The sequence below is a fragment of the Hydrogenophaga sp. GW823-FHT04C09 genome (genome assembly GCF_058796355.1).
The window spans coordinates 506827-525244 of sequence record NZ_JBXAIO010000001.1; the positions used below are offsets into that span (position 1 = coordinate 506827).

Consider the following 18418-nt stretch of genomic DNA (forward strand, 5'->3'; position numbering starts at 1 on the left):
CGTCCTTCAGCGCAGCGCGGCCTTGTGCAACGGCAGGGGCGCCGCGCGCAGGGCCTCCAGCTGCTCGCGCGCGATCTGCAGGAACGCGGTGCCCAGGCGCGAGAGCGGACGGTGCCGGTTGCGCACCGCGAAGATCGGAAACGTGGGTGAACCCGGCAGCGCCGTGAACACCAGGCCTTCGGGCCGGTGGGCGCGGGCCGAGAGGTCGTCCACGAAGGCCACGGCCGCGCCGGTGGCCGCCACCGAACACGCGGCCAGGCCCGAGCGCACCTCGGCCGCCACGTTGCGCGCCACGCCGTGCGATTCGATCCAGTGGTCGATCACCGCGCTTTGCGGTGCCTCCGGGCTGTAGACCACGAGGCGGCCGGCCAGCACCTCGGCCAACGACGGCTTGGCCCTCTTCAGCAGCGCATGGTCGGCGGGCAAGGCGCAGAGCAGCTCCCAGCGGCCGATCTCCTCGATGTCCAGCGCCGGGTGGTCCAGCGGCGCGCTGGAGATGGCCACGTCGGCCTCCTCCGTCACCAGCAGCTTGACGATCTCGCGCGTGGGCAGCGACTCGAACAGCACGCGCGCGGTGGTGGCCTGGCCGACCAGCGCGGCGATGCAGCGCGGCACCAGCTGCAGTGCGGTGTTGGCGCTGGAGAGCACGCGCAACGTGGTGCGCGTGCCGAAGCGCAGGTGAGCCGCCACGTCGCGCACGTGCTGCACGCCCCGGTAGACCTTCTCGATTTCCTCCTGCAACTCGCGCGCCTCGGCCGTGGGCACCAGCCGGCCGCTGCGGCGCTCGAACAGGGCCACGCCCAGCTGCAGCTCCAGGTGGCGCACCAGGCGGCTGATGCCCGGCTGCGAGACGTGCAGCAGCCGCGCGGCCTCGGTGGTGGAGCCGGTGGTCATGACGGCGCGGAACACCTCGATCTGACGCAGGTTCATGGGTCGCATTGTCGCCCACGCATAACCCCGTGTTATTCAGAACTGGCGGAAAAGTATTGGATCGTATGGAGCGGCCCTCCTAGCATCCCCCCACTCGGCCCGAACACCGGGATTCATTCAGGAGACAAGACATGTTCAAGCTTCACCGGCGCGCCCTGGCGCGCACCGCCCTCGCCGCCGCGCTGTGCTCGACCGCCCTGCTGGCCCAGGCCCAGGCACCGGCGGCCTGGCCCAGCAAGCCCGTCACCCTCACCGTGGGCTTCGCCGCCGGCGGCTCGGCCGACATCCTGGCGCGCGCCATCTCGCAGAAACTCACCGGCGCGCTCGGCCAGCCCGTGGTCGTCGACAACAAGCCCGGCGCGGGCGGCACCATCGCCGCCGCCGCGGTCGCCTCGGCCACGCCCGACGGCCACACCCTGCTGCTGGTGACCAGCGGCCACGCCGGCAGCGGCGCGCTCTACCCCACGCTGCGCTACGACCCGATCAAGGCCTTCACCCCGGTGATCAAGCTCGCGGCCACGCCGGTGGTGGTCGTGGTCCCGGCCGCCCAGCCCTGGAAATCGCTCAGCGAACTGCTCGACGCCGCGCGCAAGGCGCCCGGCACGCTGAACTACGCCGCCGGCGGCGGTGGCGCGACCACCACCGCGCTGGCGGCCGAGTTCCTGAAGAAGGACACCGGCACCGACATGGTCCAGGTGCCCTACCGAGGCTCCGGCCCGGCGCTCACCGCGCTGCTCTCGGGCGAGGTGCAGGTCGGCTTCGAGATTCCCTCCAGCGCCCTGCCCCACATCCAGTCGGGCAAGCTGCGCGCGCTGGCCGTGACCACCCGCACCCGCAGCACCGCGCTGCCGGACGTGCCCACGGTGATCGAACAAGGCATCCGCGACTTCGAGGTGATCGGCTGGTTCGGCGTGCTGGCGCCGGCGGGCACCCCCGCCGCCGTGGTGGAGCGCCTGAACCGCGAGCTCAACGCCGCGCTGCAACAGCCCGAGCTGCGCGAGCGCCTGAGCGGCCTGGGCCTGGAATCCGGCGGCGGCACACCCGCCGAGTTCCAGAAACTGATCGGCTCGGACACGCAGCGCTACGGCGAAGCGATCCGCCGCATGGGCATCAAGGTGGAATGAGCATGGCGGTGGTGGCAGGCGGTTGGACAACGGAGGTCGCCATCGTCGGTGGTGGCCTGGGTGGGGTGTCGGCGGCGCTGGCCGCGCTGCGGCTGGGCCGGCGCGTGGTGCTGGTGGAGGCGCTGCAGTGGCTCGGCGGGCAGCTCACGGCCCAGGCCGTGCCGCCCGACGAGTACCCCTGGATCGAATCGCTGCAGGCCTCGCAGAGCTACGCGCAGCTGCGCCTCGCCATCCGCGAGCACTACCGCCTGCACCTGCCCCTCACCCCCGAGGCCCGGCGCGCGCTGTGCCTCAACCCCGGTCAGGGCAATGTGAGCACCCTGTGCCACGAGCCCTGGGTGGCCGCGAAGGTGATCGACGAACTGCTCGCGCCCTGGGAACACGATGGCCGGTTGCGCGTGCTGCGCCAGCACCGCGTGCAACGCGCGCACAGCGAAGGCGACCGGCTCAGGGCGCTGGAACTGCGCAACCTGCGAACGGGCCGCGAGAGCGTGCTGCAGGCGCCGCTGTTCATCGACGCCACCGAAACCGGCGAGCTGCTGCAACAGGCCGGCGTGGAACACGTGCTGGGCGCCGAGGCGCAGTCGGCCACGCAGGAGCCCCATGCCCTGGCGCAGGCCGACCCCATGGACCAGCAGGCCGTGACCTGGTGCTTCGCCATGGAGCACCGCCCGGGCGAGCACCACGTGATCGACCAACCCGAAGGTTACGAGCGCTTCCGCACCCTGCAGCTCGACTGCTGGCCCAACGCCCAGTACAGCTGGACGCTGTCGGACTTCGTCACCCACCAGCCGCGCACCCGCGCCCTGTTCGCGGGCGACACCGACGCGCCCGGCGTGTACGACCTCTGGCACGCGCGCCGCATCGCCTGGCGCGGCCACTTCCAGCCGGGGGCCTACGAGAGCGACATCACGCTGGCCAACTGGCCGCAGATGGACTATTGGGAGAAGCCGCTGATCGGCGTGTCCGAGGCCGAGGAGCAGCACGCGCTGCGGCAGGCCAAGCAGTTCAGCCTGGGCTTCTTCTACTGGATGCAGACCGAGGCCCCGCGCCACGACGGCGGCGTGGGCTACCCGGGCCTGCGCCTGCGCGGCGACGTGCTGGGCACCGAAGACGGCATGGCCCAGCAGGTCTACTGGCGCGAAGGCCGGCGCATCCAGGCCGAGTTCACCGTGCTCGAACAGCACATCGGCGTGGCCGCGCGGCCGGGGCAGGACGGCGCGGAGCGCTTCTTCGACAGCGTGGGCATCGGTGCCTACCGCATCGACCTGCACCCCAGCACGCGCGGGCGCAACACGGTGGACATCGACGCGTACCCGTTCCAGATCCCGCTGGGCGCCCTGCTGCCGCAGCGGGTGGACAACCTGCTGCCGGCCTGCAAGAACCTCGGCACCACGCGCGTCACCAACGGCGCCTACCGCGAACACGCCACCGAATGGAGCATCGGCGAAGCCGCCGGCTCGCTCGCCGCCTTCGCCTTGCAACGGGCCGAGCCACCGCGCGCGGTGCGCGCCAAGCCGGAGCTGCTGCAGGACTTCCAGCGGCTGCTGCAAGCGCAAGGTGTGCTGCTGGAGTGGCCGCGCTTCGGCGCCCTCACCCCGCTGCTGCGCACCGGCTACCAGCACGCAGCCCGCGCGTGAGCGGCGGGCCTCAGTAGGCCAGCCGCGCGGTCGCGCGCAGCTGGTCCGCCGTCGCCGTGGGCAGGCCGAAGAATTCCAGGTAGGCCGGGATCTGCTCGAACAGCATGTCGGTGCCGATCTGCACCGGGCAGCCCCGGGCCCGCGCGGCCTGCAGCAGCGGCGTCATCTCGGCTTTCATCACCACCTCGCCCACCAGCGTGTCGGGTGAGAGGCGGTCCACGTCCAGCGGCAAGGGGTCGCCCGCGTTCATGCCCAGCGGCGTGGCGTTGACCACGAGGTCGAAGCCTTGGGGGTCCTTGCTGCCCACAAGCACCCGCAGCGCCGGGTGGTGCTGGCGCAAGCGATCGGCCAGGGCCTGGGCCGAGGCGGCGTTCGCGTCGAACAAGGCCAGCGTGGCCACGCCCGCGCCGGCCAGCGAGGCCGCGATGGCGCAGCCCACGCCGCCGCTGCCCACCACCAGCGCGCTCGCGCCCGCCAGCGGCAGACCCTTGCGGCGCACGCCGCGCACGAAGCCTTCGCCGTCGAACATGTCGCCCACCAGACGGCCGTCTTCGGTGCGTTTGACCGCGTTGCAGGAGCCCGCCACCTTCACGGCCACGCTGGCCTCGTCCAGCAGCGCCAGGGTGGCGACCTTGTGCGGCATGGTGATGAGCGCGCCGCGCGTGTTCTCCAGCGCGAACAGGCTGCGCATCAACGCGGCGAAGTGCTCGGGCCGGCAGCCCATGGGCATCACCAGGGCGTTGATGCCGGCTGCTTCGAAATGCGGGTTGTAGATCATCGGCGACTTGACCGTGTGGGTCGGGTGGCCGATGAGGGCGATCAGCTCGGTGCGGCCATCGATGCGCACGCTCAACCGCCCACCAGGGAACCCTGCGCGACCAGGCTGGCGCGCAGCGCCGCCGCGTCCACCGCGCGCACGTCGGGCGCGCCCTCGGCCTGGCAGGCCATGGCGGCGGCGGTGCCGGCCGCCTGGCCGACCGCCATCGAGATCGTCATCACGCGGATCGCGGCCAGCGCCGCGTGCGTGGCCGAGATGCCCCGCCCCGCCACCAGCGCGTTCGACAGGCCGGTGGGGATCAGGCTGCGGTAGGGAATCTGGTACGCGTGGTCTTCGCCCAGGCCCGAATAGATCAGCTCGCCGCCGGCGGCGGGGTGGATGTCGATCGGGTAGGCGCCACAGGCGATGCCGTCGGCGAAGCTCGTGGGCTGCAGCAACTCCTCGGCGGTGAGCACGTGGTCGCCCTGCACGCGCCGCGTCTCGCGGATGCCGACCTGGGTGGCGAAGGCCTGCAGGCGGCCGCCCTCGCAGCCGGGCACGGCGCGGCGCAGGTAGGCCGCGGCCTTCCAGGCCTGGCGGCGGCCGTCGATCTCGGCGCGGCTGAGCGCGCTGGCGTCGGTCGCGTCGATGCCCAGGCGGCTGATGTTGAACCAGCCGTCGTGGGAATACGGGTCGCGCGACGAGTGCAGCGCGGCCCGCGCCAGCTCGCCGCTTTCATAACCCTGGCGCGCCAGGGCCTGCACCTCGGCCGGCGCCAGCGCGTCGAAGCGCGCGAAGTCGATCGGGCCAAAGCGGAACATCATGGTGGCCGGCTGCAGGGCATCGCCCGCGTCCAGCTCCAGGAAGTCCGCGCCCGCGCGGTGCAGCACGTCGATGTCGCCCGAGGTGTCGATCACCACGCGCGGGTTCACCTCGATCACGCCGCTCTTGGTGAGCAGGCGCACGGCCTGGATGCGATCGCCTTCGCGCACCACGTCGCACACCTGGGCGTGCAGCATGGGCTGCACGCCGGCTTCGGTCACGAGGTCGTCGAGCACCAGCTTGAGCACCTCGGGCGCGTACTCCACCCGGTCCATGCGGTGGCCGGTGGACATCACGAAGACCTCGTGCTCGCCGGCCGCCTGGTAGGCGCGCAACCGCTCCACCACCTCGCTGGCCAGCCCGGCGATCACGCGGCGGCCGTTCTCGGTCTGCCAGCTGTTGAACTGGGCCACGGCCCCGCCGGTGGCGTTGCCGCCCAGGAAGCCGTAGCGCTCCACCAGCAGCACCGAAGCGCCCTGGCGCGCCGCGGCCACGGCCGCCATGGTGCCGGCGACACCGCCGCCGCACACCAGCACATCCACCGTCATCGGTGCCCGTCCGTTGGCAGGGCTCACGTTCACTCCGCCTTGATGCCACGCGCCTTGATCACGGCGGCGTAGCGCTCGGTCTCGGCCTTCATGAACTTCACGGTCTCCGCGCGGCTCTGGCTCACCGGCGACACGGCCAGCGTGGCGAAGCGGCTCTTCACCGCGTCCGAGGCCAGCGCCTGGGCCAGCAGCTTCTCGAGCTTGGCCAGGCCGTCGGCGGGGATCGAGTCCTTGGGCGCGAACAGCGCGGCCCAGCCCTGCACTTCCAGGCTGGGCTGGTTGAGCGAGCGGAAGGTGGGCACGCCCGGCAGCTCCGGCACTTCCTTCGGCGAGGACACGGCCAGCGCGCGCAGGCGGCCCGAGCGGATGTTCGCGATCACGCTGGGCAGGTTCAGGAAGCCCAGCGAGACCAGGCCGCCCATCAGGTCGGGCATGAGCGCGCTCTCACCCTTGTAGGGCACGGGGGTGATCGTGGTGCCGGTCTGGCTGGCGAAGATTTCCGAAGCCAGGTGGGCCAGCGTGCCGTTGCCGCTGTTGCCCGCCATGAGCTGGCCGGGCTTGGCCTTCGCTTCGGCGACCACGTCGGCGAAGCTCTTGAGCGGCGAGTTGGCCGGCACCACCAGCACCAGCGGCTGGGCCGAGACCATGCCCACGGCGTCGAAATCGCGCGCCACGTCGTAGCCGATGTTGGGGATCAGCGAGGGATTGATCACCATGCTGTTGCTGCCCATCAGCAGGGTGTGGCCGTCCTTGCTCTGCGCGGCGGCGTTCACGCCCACGGCGCTGCCCGCGCCGGGCTTGTTCTCCACGATCACGCCCTGGCCCAGCTGGGCGGCGAACAGCTCGGCCAGCACGCGCGCCGAGCTGTCGGCACCGCCACCGGGGGCGAAGGGCACGATGATGCGCACGGGGCGCGAAGGCCAGGCCGACTGCGCGAGCACGCCCTGTGGCCAGACGGCGGCGGCACAGCCCAGGGCGGCGGCGCCCGAGAGCAGCGTGCGGCGGCGGACGAGGGGCGAGGAAGAAGCGGAAGGCGAGGTCATGTGTTGTCTCCAGGATCGGTGTCGGAAGCCGGCATCGTAGAAACGGACCCCCTAACAGGCAAATACCAATTCGATGGCATGCAATAACATGCTGTTATCGATTGGAAGGAAGGCCATGAACCTGCGACAGATTGAGGTGTTCCGAGCCACCATGTTGACCGGATCCACCGCCGACGCGGCCCGGCTGCTGCACGTCTCGCAACCCGGCATCAGCCGCATGATCGGCCACATCGAGCTGCAGCTCGGCGTGAGCCTGTTCGAGCGCGGCAAGGGCCGGCTCAAGCCCACGCCCGAGGCCCACGCGCTGTACGCCGAGGTGGAGCAGGTCTACCGGGGCGTGCAGCGCATCGACGCGCGAGCCCAGGCCCTGAAGTCCGGCGGCGGCCTGGCCGTGCGCGTGCTGGCCACGCCCAGCCTGCTGCTGGAAATCATTCCCGAGGCGGTGTCCTCGCTCTCGGCCCGCTACCCGGACTCGCGCTTCTATGTGGAATCGCAGCTGGTGCGCGAGATGGTGCGCCTGCTCTCCATCGGCGAGGCCGACGTGGGCTTCAGCAGCCTGCCCATCGACCACCCGCCCCTGGTCACCGAAGCCATCGGTTCGTGGTCGCTCAGTTGCGTGTTCCAGAAAGGCCACCGCTTCGAGCAGGAAAGCGCGGTCTCGCTGCGCGAGATCGTGAAGGAGCCGCTGATCGCCTTCAGCCCCGACACGCCGCAGGGCCGCATGGTGGCCCAGGCCTACCCGCGCGCGATCGACCCGGGCCGTCAGCGCATCGAGGTGCGCTCGGGCCAGGTGGCCTGCGCGCTGGCGGCGGCCGGCGCGGGCGTGGCGGTGGTCGACAGCCTGACCGCGCGCGCCTGGCCGCACGACCGGCTGGCCTTCCGCCCGGTGCGCAAGGCGCCGTCGACCCAGGTCTTCATGGTGCGCAACCCCCACTTCCCGGCCTCCACGCTGGAGCAGGCCCTGGTCGAGCGCGTCCGCCAGGGCTTTCGCGCGCTCCGGCGCGGCCCGGCGGAAGGAAAAACCGGCTCAGATGTTTAAGTAATAAACAACCAAAAAACCATTCGTTCCTTATCCGTGGCTTTGAAAGGATCATCCGGCATCCCTTCAACGCATCCCCATGAGGAACGACATGACCACCCGCCGCCAACTGATCCAGGCCTTCGCCGCCACCGCCCTCACCGCCAGCGCGCTTTCCGCCGTGGCCCAGCCGGCGCCGGTGACGCTGCTCAACGTGTCGTACGACCCGACGCGCGAGCTCTACGTCGAGTACAACGCCGCCTTCGCCAAGGCCTGGAAGGCCAAGACCGGTCAGGACGTGACCATCAAGCAAAGCCACGGCGGCTCGGGCAAGCAGGCCCGCTCCATCATCGACGGCCTGGACGCCGACGTCGCCACCCTGGCCCTGGCCGGTGACACCGACGCCCTGCACGACAACGGCAACTGGATCCCCAAGGACTGGCAGAAGCGCCTGCCGCTCAACAGCTCGCCCTACACCTCCACCATCGTGCTGGTGACCCGCGCGGGCAACCCCAAGAACATCAAGGACTGGGACGACCTGATCCGCCCCGACGTCAAGGTCATCACCCCCAACCCCAAGACCTCCGGCGGCGCGCGCTGGAACTACCTGGCCGCCTGGGAATTCGCCAAGCGCAAGTACGGCAGCGACGACAAGGCCAAGGAGTTCGTGGGCAAGCTGTACGCCAACGTGCCCGTGCTCGACACCGGCGCGCGCGGCTCGTCCATCACCTTCGCGCAGCGCAACCAGGGCGACGTGTTCATCTCCTGGGAAAACGAGGCCTACCTGCTGGAGAAGGAATTCGGCAACAAGGTGGACTTCGTCTACCCCTCGCTGTCCATCCTGGCCGAGCCCGCCGTGACGGTCGTGGACAAGAACGTGGACAAGAAGGGCACGCGCGCCGTGGCCCAGGCCTACCTGGAGTTCCTGTACACCGAAGAGGCGCAGGACATCATCGGCAAGCACTTCTACCGCCCGACCTCGGCCAAGGCCCAGGCCAAGTACGCCAAGCAGCTGCCCAAGCTCAACCTGTTCAAGATCGAAGACGCCTTCGGCGGCTGGGACAAAGCGGCCAAGGTGCACTTCGCCGACGGTGGCAGCTTCGACCAGATCTACACCAAGAAGTAAGAAGAAGCCTTCGCGCTGCCACCCACAAGAACGAACGACCCTTCAGGGAAACACACCGTGTCCATTCTCTTGATCGCAGGCAGCCCGTCCGAGCACTCGCGCTCGGCGGCGCTGCTCGATGCGGTGTCCCAACGGCTGGGCCTGCGCCACGCGCTGATCGAACGCCTGCACATCCGGGACCTGTCTCCCCAGGCCCTGCTGCTGGCGGACGTGGGCCACAAGTCCATCCGCTCCGCGCTGAGCCAGGTGGAGACCGCGCGCGCCGTGGTCGTGGCCACCCCGGTCTACAAGGCCGCCTACAGCGGCGTGCTCAAGGTCTTCCTGGACCTGCTGCCGCAATCCGCCCTCAAGGGCAAGGTGGTGCTGCCGCTGGCCACCGGCGGCAGCCCGCACCACATGCTCGCGCTCGACTACGCGCTGCGCCCCGTGCTGCAGTCGCTCGCGGCGCGGCACATCCTCCCCGGGGTCTACGCCACCGATGCGCAGATCCCGAAGGACACCGAAGGCCAGTACCACGTCGGCACCGAAATCGGTGACCGGCTGGACGACGCCGTGAACACCCTCCTCCACGAAGGCCTGCGAATGCCGGTCACGGCCGGGTTCGCGCCCGTGCCGTTCGCCCAGGTGCGATGTAGCGTCTGAGCCGCCGCGAGCCGGGACCACCCGGCCGATCTCGCCCGCATCCCCATTCGTTTTTTTCAGCCACCGCGCGGGTGGCCTGGACGGCCGTTGCCTGCGCCTTCGTCACAGACAGAGGAATTGATCATGAGTGAACTGTTTCAACACCACCCCGAGGCCGGCGTGCCGGTCGAGCCCACGCGTTTCAGCCGCCTGAAGCAATGGGCCATCGGCTTCCTGGTCTTCGTCATCGCCGCCTTCGGCCTGGCCCTGCTGTTGCTGCCGGTGCCCGAAGCGAAAGCGCAGACCAAGGGCGAGCTGCGCATCGGCTACCAGAAGTCGGCCAGCCTGTTCGTGCTGCAGAAGGCGCAAGGCACGCTGGAGAAGAAGCTCGCCCCGCTGGGCTTCGGCGTGAAGTGGGTCGAGTTCCCGGCCGGCCCGCAGCTGCTCGAAGGCCTCAACGTCGGCGCGGTGGACGTGGGCTACGTGGGTGAAGCCCCGCCCATCTTCGCGCAGGCCGCCGGCGCGCAGTTCGTCTACTTCGGCTACGACCCGGCCGCGCCGCGCGCCGAAGCCATCCTCGTCACCAAGGACTCGCCCATCAAGTCGGTCGCCGACCTCAAGGGCAAGAAGGTCGCGCTCAACAAGGGCAGCAACGTGCACTACCTGCTGGTGAAGCAACTGGAAAAACACGGCCTGAAGATCACCGACATCACGCCGGTCTACCTCGCCCCGGCCGATGGCCGCGCCGCCTTCGAAAGCAAGAACGTGGACGCCTGGGTGATCTGGGACCCGTTCCAGGCCGCCGCCGAAAAAGCCACCGGCGCCCGCGTGCTGGCCGACGGCACGGGCAACGTGGTCAACAACTACCAGTACTACCTGGGCGCGCGCAACTTCGTCAGCAAGAACCCCAAGGTGATCGAAGCCCTGTTCGAGGACTCCGTGGCGCAAGGCATCTGGCTCAAGAAGAACCTGCGCCAGGCCGCCGAACTCATCGCGCCGCTGCAAGGCCTGCCGGTCGAAGTGGTCGAACTCGCGCTGCAGCGCTACGAGTTCAACGTCAAGCCGATCACGCCCGCCGTGGCCGCCGACCAGCAAAAGATCGCCGACACCTTCTTCGAACTCAAGCTGATCCCCAAGGCGATCAAGGTCAACGAAGCCGTCGTCGTCGCCCAGCCCTGAGACCTGCGCCATGTCCAAGCCCTTCAGTGCGGCCGACCTGCGCCGCCACATCGCCCAGCTGCTGGCCGTCACCGCGGCCTCCTGGAGCATCGCCGCCGCGAAAGCGCGCAGCGTCCTGACCCCTTCAACGAACACCACCGCCATGACCTTCGATGTCTCCAACCGCCGCCGCTTCGTCCTCTCGGGCGTGGGCGCCGCCGCCCTCGCCTCACTGCCCAGCCTGCCCGCGCAGGCCCAGCAGACCAACCGCGTGTTCCGCGTCGGCCACCAGAAAGGTTTCCTCAGCCTGCTCAAAGGCCGGGGCACGCTGGAACAGCGTCTCGCCCCCCTGGGCGTGAAGATCAGCTGGACCGAATTCACCGCCGGCCCGGTGCAGCTCGAAGCGCTCAACGTCGGCTCGATCGACTTCGGCGACGTGGGCGAAGCCCCGCCCATCTTCGCGCAGGCCGCCGGCGCGCCGCTGGCCTACGTGGCCGCCACCGTGCCGCGCCCCGCCACCGAAGCCGTGCTCGTGCCCAAGGACTCGGCCATCAAGAGCGTGGCCGATCTCAAGGGCAAGAAGGTCGCCTACAACAAGGGCTCCAACGTGCACTACTTCCTGGTCAAGCTGCTGGAGAAGAACGGCCTGAAGTACGAGGACGTGCAGTCCGTCTTCCTGCCGCCGGCCGATGCGCGCGCCGCCTTCGAGAAAGGCGCCGTGGACGCCTGGGTGATCTGGGACCCGTTCCTGGCCGCCGCCGAAGTGGGCCTGAACGGCCGCATCCTGGCCGACGCCACCGGCGTGGTGAACAACCGCGCCTACTACTTCTCCACGCTGGACTACGCGGCGAAGAACGCCGACGTGATCAAGATCGTGATCGAGGAGATCAACAAGCTCGACCAGTGGGGCAGCGCCAACCGCGACGCGCTGGCCGCCGAGTTCGCGCCGCTGTGGGGCCTGCCCAAGCCGGTGGTGGACCGCTCGGTGACCCGCCAGGTCTACGGCACCGGCCCGATCACCAAGGCCATCCTGCAGGAACAGCAGGTCATCGCCGACACCTTCTTCAACCTCAAGCTGATCCCCAAAAAGATCAACGTGCTCGAGGCTGCGGTCAACGCAAGTTAAGGAGCAACACGGTCATGGGTCTCAACATCTTCTGGTTCATCCCTACCCACGGCGACAGCCGTTACCTCGGCACGGCGCAGGGCGGGCGGCAGCTCAACCACGACTACCTCAAGCAGGTGGCGCAGGCGGCAGACAGCCTGGGCTACGAAGGCGTGTTGATTCCCACCGGCCGTTCCTGCGAAGACCCCTGGGTCGTCGCCGCCAGCCTGCTGCCGGTGACGCAGCGGCTCAAGTTCCTGGTGGCCGTGCGCCCCGGCCTGCACCAGCCGGCGCTGGCCGCGCGCATGGCCGCCAGCTTCGACCGCCTCTCCAACGGCCGCCTGCTCATCAACCTCGTCACCGGCGGCGACCGCGCCGAGCTCGAAGGCGATGGCGTGTTTCTGGACCACGCGCAGCGCTACGAGCAGTCGGCCGAGTTCATCCGCATCTGGCGCGAGATCCTCACCCGCAGCCACGAAGGCGAGACCTACGACTTCGACGGCCAGCACCTGCAGGTCAAAGGCGCCAAGCTGTTCTTCCCGCCGCTGCAGCACCCCCACCCGCCGGTGTACTTCGGCGGTTCCTCGGAAGCCGCGCACGAACTCGCGGGCGAACAGGTGGACACCTACCTCACCTGGGGCGAGCCGCCGGCCGAGGTGGCGAAGAAGGTGGCCGACGTGCGCGCCCGCGCCGCGAAACACGGCCGCACGGTGAAGTTCGGCATCCGCCTGCACGTGATCGTGCGCGAGACCGACGCCGAGGCCTGGGCCGCCGCCGATGCGCTCATCAGCAAGCTCGACGACGACGTGGTGAACCGCGCGCAGGCCGCGTTCGCCAAGATGGATTCCGAAGGCCAGCGCCGCATGGCCGCATTGCATGCCGGTGGGGCCAAGCGCACCCGCGCCGACCTGGAGATCAGCCCCAACCTGTGGGCCGGCGTAGGCCTGGTGCGCGGCGGTGCCGGCACCGCCCTGGTGGGCGACCCCGAGACCGTGGCCGCGCGCATCCAGGAGTACGCCGAGCTGGGCCTGGAGAACTTCATCTTCTCGGGCTACCCGCACCTCGAAGAAGCCTACCGCTTCGCCGAACTCGTGTTCCCGCTGCTGCCGCGCAAGCTGCGCGAGAAGCTGCCCGGCCCCGCGCTCACCGGCCCGTTCGGCGAAACCGTGGCCAACGTATTCGTTCCCACCCCTGCGGCGCTGCGCGCCACCCCCTCCAGGGGGCAACACCAGCGGCCCGGCGAAGCCGGTTCCGCGGTGTCTCTGGAAGAGACCTCTGCAAGCGTCACGGAGCTGCCATGACCATCCATTCCATCCACCACGTGCAGCTTGGCTTCCCCGCCGGCCAGCAGTCGCTGGTGCGGCACTTCTACGGCGAACTGCTGGGCTTGAAGGAATTCCGCCTGGGCGGCACCGGCAACGCGCTGCGCTTCTACGCCGCCTCGCAGCGCGTGGACCTCGTGCCCGTGCCGAACTGGGCCCCGCCGCCCTCGCCTTCGCGCCTGGCCTTCGAAGTGCAGAACCTGCCCGGCTTTCGCGCCAAGCTGCTCGACGCCGGGCTGGAGCTGGACGAAACCCGTCCGCTGCCCGGCCACCTGCGCTTCTTCGTCAACGACCCCGCGGGCAACCCGCTGGAGTTCCTCGAACCCGACCATTCGCCACAAGGGAGCGCCGCATGACGCAGGCCCAGGCCCAAACCCTCCGCGAGGCCCCGGTGACGCCGGTGCCCGACACCATCGACGCGCCCGGCTGGGGCCTGCTGCCCGGCCGTGGCGCCGGTGCCTTCCTCGGCCCGCTGCTGCGCGGCCTCTGGCAGCGCTTCCTGCCCTGGCTGGTGCCAGTGCTGCTGGTGGTGCTGTGGCAGCTCTCGTCCTCGCTGGGCTGGTTGTCCACGCGCGTGCTGCCCGCGCCGCTGGACGTGGTCGCCGCGTTCTGGACACTGGCCGTCTCGGGCGAACTCTGGACCCATGTGAAGGTGAGCGCCGGCCGCGCCCTGATCGGCCTGGCCGTCGGCGGCGGCCTGGGCCTGGCGCTGGGCCTGCTCACCGGCTCGGTGCGCTTCTTCGAAACGCTGCTGGACTCCAGCATCCAGATGGTGCGCAACATCCCGGCGCTCGCGCTGATCCCGCTGGTGATCCTGTGGTTCGGCATCGACGAGGTGGCCAAGCTCTTCCTCATCGCAGTGGCCGTGTTCTTCCCGATCTACCTCAACACTTTCCACGGCATCCGCAACGTGGACCCGGGCCTGATCGAGATGGGCCGCACCTACGGCCTCTCGCGTTGGGGCCTGTACACGCAGATCATCCTGCCCGGCGCGCTGTCCTCCATCCTGGTCGGCCTGCGCTTCTCGCTCGGCCTGATGTGGGTGATCCTGATCGTGGCCGAGACCATCTCGGCGCAGGCCGGCATCGGCTACCTCACGATGAACGCCCGCGAGTTCCTGCAGACCGACATCGTGCTCGTCGGCATCCTGCTCTACGCCGCGCTCGGCAAGCTGGCCGATGTCTTCGCGCGCGGCCTCGAACGTTACTGGCTGCGCTGGCACCCCGGTTACCAGAACCCCTGAACCCCATCCAACGAGAACGACCACCATGACGCACTCCCTCTTCAACCGCCGCGCCGCGCTGGGCGCCCTGGGTTCCCTCGCCGCCGGTGCCGCCCTGGCCCAGGGCAACGCGCCGCGCGCCGTGCGCCTGGGTTACCAGAAATCGTCCACGCTGATCGCCGTGCTGCGCCTGCAGGGCACGCTGGAACAGCGCCTGGAGCCGCTGGGCGTGAAGCTCAGCTGGCACGAGTTCACCAGCGGCCTGCCGCTGCTCGAAGCGCTCAACCTCGACAACCTGGACTTCAGCGCCGACGTGGCCGACACCGTGCCGGTGTTCGCCCAGGCCGCGGGCGCCCAGCTCACCTTCGTGGCGCAGGAAGCGCCTTCGCCCACGGCCCAGGCCATCGTGGTGCGCGCGGACTCGCCGCTCAAGAGCGTGGCCGAGCTCAAGGGCAAGCGCGTGGCCTTCGCCAAAGCCGCCGGCGCGCACTACCTGCTGATCGCCGCGCTGGAAAAAGCCGGCCTGTCCTTCGCCGACATCGAACCCGCCTACCTCACGCCGGCCGATGGCCGCGCCGCCTTCGAGAAAGGCGCGGTGGACGCCTGGGTGGTCTGGGACCCGTTCCTCTCCGCCGCTCAGAAGCAGGCCGGCGCGCGCGTGCTCGCCGACGGCACGGGCCTGGCCTCGTACCAGCGCTACTACCTGGCCAGCACCCGCTTCGCCCAGGCCCGGCCCGACGTGCTCGGCGTGATCTACGCCGAGCTGGAGAAGACCGGCCGCTGGGTCAAGCAGAACCCCAAGGACGCCGCCGCCCTGCTCGCGCCCTTCTGGGGCCTGGACGCGGCCATCGTCGAACAGGCCAACGGCCGCCGCAGCTACGCGGTGCGCCCGGTCACGCCGCAGAACATCACCGAGCAGCAGAAGATCGCCGACGCCTTCCTGGCCGAGAAGCTGCTGCCGCGCCGCGTCAACGCGGTGGACGTGGCGCTGTTCAAGCCGCAGGGGTGAACGCATGAGCGAGAAGACCGACACCCACGGCGTGCGCGTGCAGCTGCGCCACCTGAGCAAGCGCTACGGCGCGCGCGAGGTGCTGCGCGACAACCAGCTCACCATCGAACCCGGCGAGTTCGTCGCCATCGTGGGCCGCAGCGGCTGCGGCAAGAGCACGCTGCTGCGCCTCATCGCCGGCCTGGAGCCGGCCAGCGGCGGCGAGCTGCTGCTCGACGGCAAGAACGTGGACGGCCTGCACGACGACACCCGCATCATGTTCCAGGACGCGCGCCTGCTGCCCTGGAAGCGCGTGGTCGACAACGTGGCCCTGGGCCTGCCCAAGGACCGCCGGGCCGACGCCGAGGCCGTGCTCGGCCAGGTGGGCCTGGGCGACCGTCTGAACGACTGGCCGGCCAAGCTCTCGGGCGGCCAGCGCCAGCGCGTCTCGCTGGCCCGCGCGCTGGTGCACCGGCCCCAGCTGCTGCTGCTCGACGAGCCGCTGGGCGCGCTCGACGCGCTCACCCGCATCGAGATGCACGAACTCATCGAAGGCCTGTGGAAACGCCACGGCTTCACCGCCCTGCTCGTCACGCACGACGTGCAGGAGGCCGTGGCCCTGGCCGACCGCGTGATCCTGATCGAGGACGGCGCCATCGCGCTCGACGAGCGCGTGCCGCTGGCCCGCCCGCGTTCGCGCGGCGATGCCACCTTCGCCGCGATCGAGAAACGCATCCTCGACCGCGTGTTGAACACAACTCCCCCCCGCGTCGCCTACGGCGCCACCCCCCAAGGGGGGCAACGCCAGCGGCCCGGCGAAGCCGGTTCCGCGGCGTTCCCCGCCTGGCATTGGGCCATCTAAGTCATCTCCTCCACTTCAAACCAAGGAAAACACCATGTCCATCCAAGCCATCAACGTGCGCAACCAGTTCAAGGGCAAAGTCAAGGAAATCATCAAGGGCGATGTCGTCTCCGAAGTCGATGTCGAAACGCCCTGGGGCATCGTCACCTCCGTCATCACCACCCGCTCGGTGAACGACCTGGACCTGCAGATCGGCTCCGAGGTGGTCGCGCTCGTGAAGTCGACCGAAGTGTCGATCGCCAAGCTCTGAAGGCCGGCGCCGACGTGATCCTTCTCGACAACATCCACCAGACCTACCGCGGCCCGAAAGGGCCGGTGCACGCCCTGCGCGGCGTGGACCTGCAGATCCGCGGCGGTGAGGTCTTCGGCGTGATCGGGCGCAGCGGCGCGGGCAAGAGCTCGCTGGTGCGCACCATCAACCTGCTCAACCGGCCCAGCCAGGGCACGGTGACGGTCGCCGGCCGCTCCCTCACCACGCTGAACGCCGCCGGCCTGCGCGAAGCCCGGCGCGACATCGGCATGATCTTCCAGCACTTCAACCTGCTGACCTCGCGCACGGTGTTCGACAACGTGGCGTTGCCGCTCGAACTCGCCGGCCTCTCGCGCCACCAGATCCGCGCGCGCGTGAACCCGCTGCTCGAACTCGTGGGCCTGGGCGCGCTGGCCGACCGCTACCCGGCCCAGATCAGCGGCGGGCAGAAACAGCGCGTGGGCATTGCCCGCGCCCTGGCCAGCCAACCCAAGGTGCTGCTGTCGGACGAAGCCACCTCCGCGCTCGACCCCGAAACCACCCGCTCCATCCTCGCGCTGCTGCAGCAGATCAACCGCGAGCTGGGCCTGACCATCGTGCTCATCACGCACCAGATGCAGGTCATCAAACAGGTCGCCGACCGCCTCGCGGTGATGGAGGCCGGCCAGATCGTCGAACAGGGCGAGGCCCTGCAGGTGTTCAGCCACCCGGCGCACGAGGTCACGCGCAGCCTGCTCGACGATGTGGTGCCGCGCGAACTGCCGGCCAACGTGCTGGAGCGCGTGCGCGCGCTGCTCGGCGCGCCGGGCCAGCCGCCGGCCAGCCTGCTGCGCCTGGTGTTCGCCGGCGTCGAGTCCGACCAGCCCCTGCTCTCCGACCTGGTGCGCCGCTTCGGCCTCGACCTGAACATCGTGCACGGCCAGATCGACGAGGTGCAGGGCCACCCTTTCGGCACCCTCGCCGTGCTCGCCAGCGGAGCGCGCGAACAGCTCACCGCCGCCATCGGCCACCTGCGTGGCGTGGGCGTGCAGGTGCAGGAGGTGGCCTATGCTTGAACAGCTGCAAACCTGGTTCCCGCCGGCCCTGCTCGACCTCTTCGTGCTCTCCTTCTGGGAGACGCTGGTGATGGTCGGCATCTCGGGCTTCGTGGGCGCGCTCATCGGCGTGCCGCTGGGGGTGCTGCTGCGCCTCACCGACCACGGCGGCGTGCTGCAGAACGCGGCCTTCAACCGCACCGTGGGCGGCATCGTCAACGCGGTGCGCTCCACGCCGTTCATCATCCTGCTGGTCGCGATCATCCCGTTCACGCGCCTCATCACCGGCTCGTCCATCGGCACGGCCGCCGCCGTGGTGCCGCTGACGATCGCCGCCGCGCCCTTCATCGCGCGCCTGGTGGAAACCTCGCTGCGCGAGGTGGACAGCGGGCTGGTCGAGGCCGCGCAGGCCATGGGCGCCACCACCTCGCAGATCGTCTTCAAGGTGCTGCTGCCCGAGGCCTTCCCCGGCATCGTGGCCGGTTTCACCATCACCCTCGTCAGCCTCACCGGCTACTCGGCCATGGCCGGCGCCATCGGCGGCGGCGGCCTGGGCGACCTCGGCATCCGCTACGGCTACCAACGCTTCCTGCCCGAGGTGATGCTGGCCGTGGTGCTGCTGCTCATCGTCTTCGTGCAGGCCGTGCAAAGCCTGGGCGACTGGCTGGTGCGCCGCCTGAGCCACAAATGATGAACACCCCCCTGCGCCGCTGCGCGGCTTCCCCCCTCACTTGCGCGCCTTCGGCGCTTGGAGGGGGGACGGCATCTTGGGCCGGCGGAGCCGTCCCTTGATGCCTCTGGATCGAGAGATGCGCTCCGGCGCGATGAACAATTTTTCAACCACAAGG

General features: G+C 69.9%; 19 protein-coding genes. 15 read left to right on the plus strand and 4 right to left on the minus strand.

What is annotated here, in order from left to right:
• Positions 1 to 6: 6 nt before the first annotated feature.
• Positions 7 to 930, minus strand: coding sequence for a LysR family transcriptional regulator (locus AC1Q9M_RS02225; RefSeq protein ID WP_382324293.1), 924 nt, complete (start codon positions 928 to 930; stop codon positions 7 to 9).
• A 131-nt stretch (positions 931 to 1061) separates the two neighbouring features.
• Between AC1Q9M_RS02225 and AC1Q9M_RS02230 the strand changes: the two genes are divergently transcribed.
• Positions 1062 to 2054: a tripartite tricarboxylate transporter substrate-binding protein gene (locus tag AC1Q9M_RS02230; protein ID WP_492432207.1), complete on the plus strand. Its 993-nt coding sequence runs from the start codon at positions 1062 to 1064 to the stop codon at positions 2052 to 2054.
• Between the two features lie 2 nt (positions 2055 to 2056).
• Positions 2057 to 3694, plus strand: coding sequence for an FAD-dependent oxidoreductase (locus AC1Q9M_RS02235; protein WP_492432209.1), 1638 nt, complete (start codon positions 2057 to 2059; stop codon positions 3692 to 3694).
• A gap of 10 nt (positions 3695 to 3704) precedes the next feature.
• Here the strand turns inward: AC1Q9M_RS02235 and AC1Q9M_RS02240 are convergent, their stop codons facing one another.
• Genes AC1Q9M_RS02240 through AC1Q9M_RS02250 form a run of 3 tightly spaced genes read right to left on the minus strand, consistent with a single transcriptional unit; the run spans position 3705 to position 6864 of the window.
• The gene (locus AC1Q9M_RS02240) at positions 3705 to 4541 is read right to left on the minus strand and encodes a shikimate dehydrogenase family protein (protein WP_492432690.1); all 837 of its coding nucleotides are present in this window, start codon (positions 4539 to 4541) and stop codon (positions 3705 to 3707) included.
• Positions 4542 to 4543: 2 nt separating this feature from the next.
• Positions 4544 to 5848 (minus strand): FAD-dependent oxidoreductase, encoded by a 1305-nt coding sequence (locus AC1Q9M_RS02245; protein ID WP_382324287.1) that lies wholly within the window; start codon positions 5846 to 5848, stop codon positions 4544 to 4546.
• Between the two features lie 2 nt (positions 5849 to 5850).
• Positions 5851 to 6864: a Bug family tripartite tricarboxylate transporter substrate binding protein gene (locus tag AC1Q9M_RS02250; RefSeq protein WP_444686362.1), complete on the minus strand. Its 1014-nt coding sequence runs from the start codon at positions 6862 to 6864 to the stop codon at positions 5851 to 5853.
• A gap of 115 nt (positions 6865 to 6979) precedes the next feature.
• Between AC1Q9M_RS02250 and AC1Q9M_RS02255 the strand changes: the two genes are divergently transcribed.
• From AC1Q9M_RS02255 to AC1Q9M_RS02315, 13 genes are all read left to right on the plus strand, one after another.
• Positions 6980 to 7903, plus strand: coding sequence for a LysR family transcriptional regulator (locus tag AC1Q9M_RS02255; protein ID WP_444686361.1), 924 nt, complete (start codon positions 6980 to 6982; stop codon positions 7901 to 7903).
• A gap of 91 nt (positions 7904 to 7994) precedes the next feature.
• Complete coding sequence (locus AC1Q9M_RS02260; protein WP_382324281.1) at positions 7995 to 9008, plus strand: sulfate ABC transporter substrate-binding protein; 1014 nt, start codon at positions 7995 to 7997, stop codon at positions 9006 to 9008.
• 57 nt (positions 9009 to 9065) lie between these two features.
• A complete protein-coding gene (gene ssuE / locus AC1Q9M_RS02265; protein ID WP_444686360.1) occupies positions 9066 to 9650 on the plus strand; it encodes an NADPH-dependent FMN reductase in 585 nt (194 codons plus the stop codon).
• A 123-nt stretch (positions 9651 to 9773) separates the two neighbouring features.
• Positions 9774 to 10808, plus strand: a complete 1035-nt coding sequence (locus AC1Q9M_RS02270; RefSeq protein ID WP_382158630.1) for a sulfonate ABC transporter substrate-binding protein — start codon at positions 9774 to 9776, stop codon at positions 10806 to 10808.
• Positions 10809 to 10950: 142 nt separating this feature from the next.
• Entirely contained in the window at positions 10951 to 11913 is a 963-nt protein-coding gene (locus AC1Q9M_RS02275; RefSeq protein ID WP_382325576.1) for a sulfonate ABC transporter substrate-binding protein, read from the plus strand.
• Positions 11914 to 11927: 14 nt separating this feature from the next.
• Positions 11928 to 13193: an FMNH2-dependent alkanesulfonate monooxygenase gene (gene ssuD, locus AC1Q9M_RS02280; protein WP_382326854.1), complete on the plus strand. Its 1266-nt coding sequence runs from the start codon at positions 11928 to 11930 to the stop codon at positions 13191 to 13193.
• Positions 13190 to 13570, plus strand: coding sequence for a VOC family protein (locus AC1Q9M_RS02285; RefSeq protein WP_382324279.1), 381 nt, complete (start codon positions 13190 to 13192; stop codon positions 13568 to 13570). Before ssuD ends, AC1Q9M_RS02285 begins: the two co-directional genes overlap by 4 nt.
• Positions 13567 to 14457, plus strand: coding sequence for an aliphatic sulfonate ABC transporter permease SsuC (gene ssuC / locus AC1Q9M_RS02290; protein WP_291115351.1), 891 nt, complete (start codon positions 13567 to 13569; stop codon positions 14455 to 14457). Before AC1Q9M_RS02285 ends, ssuC begins: the two co-directional genes overlap by 4 nt.
• A gap of 25 nt (positions 14458 to 14482) precedes the next feature.
• On the plus strand, positions 14483 to 15445 hold the full coding sequence (locus AC1Q9M_RS02295; RefSeq protein WP_382324276.1) for an aliphatic sulfonate ABC transporter substrate-binding protein: 963 nt from the start codon (positions 14483 to 14485) through the stop codon (positions 15443 to 15445).
• Between the two features lie 4 nt (positions 15446 to 15449).
• Positions 15450 to 16286, plus strand: coding sequence for an ATP-binding cassette domain-containing protein (locus AC1Q9M_RS02300; RefSeq protein WP_382324274.1), 837 nt, complete (start codon positions 15450 to 15452; stop codon positions 16284 to 16286).
• A gap of 34 nt (positions 16287 to 16320) precedes the next feature.
• Entirely contained in the window at positions 16321 to 16536 is a 216-nt protein-coding gene (locus AC1Q9M_RS02305) for a TOBE domain-containing protein (RefSeq protein WP_382158642.1), read from the plus strand.
• A 14-nt stretch (positions 16537 to 16550) separates the two neighbouring features.
• Positions 16551 to 17591, plus strand: a complete 1041-nt coding sequence (locus tag AC1Q9M_RS02310; protein WP_382324272.1) for a methionine ABC transporter ATP-binding protein — start codon at positions 16551 to 16553, stop codon at positions 17589 to 17591.
• Entirely contained in the window at positions 17584 to 18261 is a 678-nt protein-coding gene (locus tag AC1Q9M_RS02315; RefSeq protein WP_382324270.1) for a methionine ABC transporter permease, read from the plus strand. The genes AC1Q9M_RS02310 and AC1Q9M_RS02315 overlap by 8 nt, the downstream gene beginning before the upstream one ends.
• The last annotated feature ends 157 nt before the right edge of the window (positions 18262 to 18418 follow it).